Raw genomic sequence first — 2,460 nt, 5'->3', positions numbered from 1 at the left:
ACCCGTTTCCCGCCATGTCCGTCGCACCCATGCAGACCCTGACCGTCGATCTCGGCGACCGCAGCTACCCGATCCTGATCGGCCCCGGCCTGCTCCGGCAGCCCGAGGCCTGGCGCTCCTGCATCCCGGGCCGGCAGGTGCTGGTGGTCAGCAACGAGACGGTGGCGCCGCTGTATCTCGAAGCCACGCTGCTGGCGCTCGAAGGTCTGCAGGTCGAGACCGTCGTGCTGCCGGATGGCGAGCAGTACAAGACGCTCGCGGTGCTCGAACAGGTGTTCGACCGGCTGCTGCGCGCGCGCTTTGATCGGGGTTGCACGCTGCTCGCGCTCGGCGGTGGCGTGATCGGCGACATGACCGGCTTCGCCGCGGCCTGTTACCAGCGCGGCGTGTCATTCGTACAGGTGCCGACGACGCTGCTTGCGCAGGTCGATTCGTCGGTCGGCGGCAAGACCGGCGTCAACCACGCGCTCGGCAAGAACATGATCGGCGCCTTTCACCAGCCGCGCGTGGTGATCGCCGACACCGACACGCTGAACACGCTGCCGGATCGCGAACTGGCTGCCGGTCTGGCCGAGGTCATCAAGTACGGGCTGATCCGCGACCTGCCCTTTCTCGACTGGATCGAAGCCCACCTCGATGCGCTGCTGGCGCGCGAGCCGCAGGCGCTGGCGCAGGCGATCCAGCGCAGCTGTCAGGACAAGGCCGACATCGTCGGGCGGGATGAACGCGAGAGCGGCGAGCGCGCGCTGCTGAACCTCGGCCACACCTTCGGACACGCGATCGAAACCGGCAGCGGCTACGGCAACTGGCTGCACGGCGAAGCCGTGGCCGCCGGCACGATGATGGCGCTCGACCTGTCGGCGCGGCTCGGCTGGCTGGGCGCAGCCGAGCTCGGGCGCGTGCAGCGCCTGTTCGAGCGCGCACGGCTGCCGGTCGCGCCGCCGGCCGGCCTCGGGGCGGACGACTTCCTGAACCTGATGGCCGTCGACAAGAAGGCCAGCGAGGGCCGCATCCGGCTGGTGCTGCTCGAAGGGCTCGGCAACGCGGTCGTGCGCGGCGATACGCCACCGGCGCTGCTGCGCGCCACGCTCGACGCCTGCTGCCGCTGAGCGCGGCCCGGACCCCAGGCACTGCGCATGGACGAGCCGCATCCGATTCCCCGGGCCGGTCACTGGTACGTCACACCGGTACTGGCCCGCACGACCGAAGCACTCGAACGCCTGGCCCACACGGGGGCGTTCATCGGCGTCGTCAAGGGGCCGCCCGGCGCCGGCAAGAGCCTGCTGCTCGAACGGCTGGCCGGAGTGCTCGCGCAGGACGAACAGCTTGCCATCGCGCACCTGATGGCCGGTGCCGGCAAGGGCGGGCTGCTCGTCGGACTGGCCGTGGCCTTCGGCGTGCCGACCGACGGCAATCCGACCCAGACCCGTCGCGCGCTGATCCAGCACCTGACCGGCCTGCACGGCAGCGGACGCTGCCCGGTCGTGCTGATCGACGCGGCAGAGCACCTGTCCTCGCTGGAACTGTCGCTGCTGATCCGGCTCGGGCTGTCGGCGGACAAGGGCAAGAGCGGCCTGATGAACGTGATCCTGGCCGGCAGCGGCGATCTCGATCAGCGCATTGCCGTCGCCGGCGAGCATCTGTCGCGCCAGCGCGTCTACGTGGCCGCACTGCCGGCGCTGACGCTGGAGGAAAGCCTCGAATTCCTCGCCCGCCACACCGATACGCTGCCGCCGCGGCTGCAGGGCGCCGCCGGGCGCCGGGCCATCAGCCGCACCGGCGGCGTGCCCGGCGCGTTGATCGCGCTGCTCGACGATCGCCCGCGTGGCGGGCGCAGCCTGCCGGTCGCGCTGGTGCTGGCGACCGTGATCGTCACCGCCATCGGCGCCATGCTGTACCGGCAGCTGCCGGGCGGTTTCACCGGGCCAGCCGCTGCGCAGCCGCCGGCCGCAACACTGAGCGCGCAGCCGCCGGCCGCTGGCCAGCCAACGCCGGCGAGCGCTGTGACGCCGGACCTGCCTGCGCCGGCCACCCGCAACCCTGCCGGGCCGGCCATCGCGACCGCTCAGCCTGCGGTCGCGGCGCTGCCGCCGGCGAGCGGACCCGACACGCAGCCGCCAGCCCCCGCCCCGGTCGGTCATGACGGTGCGCCGGAGCCGGCCACCGGCAGCGATGTCCGCCCGCCCCGGCCGTCCGGCACCGAAGCTCCGCCCGCGGGCGACGCACCAGCCGGCCTGCCGGTCCCGGTGCCACTGCCGGTCCCGAGCCCGGGCGCTGCGCAGTTCCCCGCCGTTCCCGAAGCCCCGGTCACGGCGCCGGTGACGACTACCGCTCCCGGGTCCTCTGTCGCAACCGCAGACGAAACCTCCCCGGGCATCGCGGTCGAGCGCCCGGCCGGGGCCACAGCCCCTGCCCCTGCAACGCAGCCCGATGCCCCGGCGCCGGCCCCCGCCGAAGCGC

Annotated in this window: 2 protein-coding genes; both read left to right on the top strand. The window is 73.1% G+C overall.

Annotated features, from left to right (window positions below):
• Positions 1 to 29 precede the first annotated feature (29 nt).
• Positions 30 to 1,109, top strand: a complete 1,080-nt coding sequence (gene aroB, locus PKE44_RS12220; RefSeq protein ID WP_324551568.1) for a 3-dehydroquinate synthase — start codon at positions 30 to 32, stop codon at positions 1,107 to 1,109.
• Positions 1,110 to 1,136: 27 nt separating this feature from the next.
• Positions 1,137 to 2,460, top strand: a 1,324-nt coding sequence (locus PKE44_RS12215) for an AAA family ATPase (protein ID WP_324551553.1), incomplete at its 3' end; no start/stop codon positions are given.

The organism is Plasticicumulans sp., from assembly GCF_035331805.1.
GTDB lineage: Bacteria > Pseudomonadota > Gammaproteobacteria > Competibacterales > Competibacteraceae > Plasticicumulans.
This window is presented reverse-complemented; position numbering and strand designations above follow the sequence as displayed.